General features: G+C 57.1%; 1 protein-coding gene. It reads right to left on the bottom strand.

Going from position 1 to position 373, the window contains the following annotated elements:
• A partial coding sequence (locus tag PVA17_RS25135; RefSeq protein ID WP_274069384.1) for a hypothetical protein occupies nt 1-373 on the bottom strand: 373 nt, incomplete at both ends.

The following is a 373-nucleotide window of genomic DNA, read 5'->3' as shown; positions in this document are numbered from 1 at the left end:
GCCAGTAGCGCCAGTAATGCCAGTAGCGCCGGTAATGCCAGTAGCGCCGGTAATGCCAGTAGCGCCAGTAATGCCAGTAGCGCCAGTAATGCCAGTAGCGCCAGTAATGCCAGTAGCGCCAGTAATACCAGTAGCGCCGGTAATACCAGTAGCGCCAGTAATACCGGTTTCACCAGTAGCGCCAGTAATGCCAGTAGCGCCAGTAATGCCAGTAGCGCCAGTAACGCCAGTAGCGCCGGTAATGCCAGTAGCGCCGGTAATACCAGTAGCGCCGGTAATGCCAGTAGCGCCAGTAATGCCAGTAGCGCCAGTAATGCCAGTAGCGCCGGTAATGCCAGTAGCGCCGGTAATGCCAGTAGCGCCAGTAATGCCA

Origin of the sequence: Lysinibacillus sp. CNPSo 3705, assembly GCF_028674935.1 — a bacterium.
Classification (GTDB): domain Bacteria; phylum Bacillota; class Bacilli; order Bacillales_A; family Planococcaceae; genus Lysinibacillus.
The sequence above is the reverse complement of the archived record's forward strand: the minus strand, read 5'-3'. Positions and strand labels throughout refer to the sequence as shown.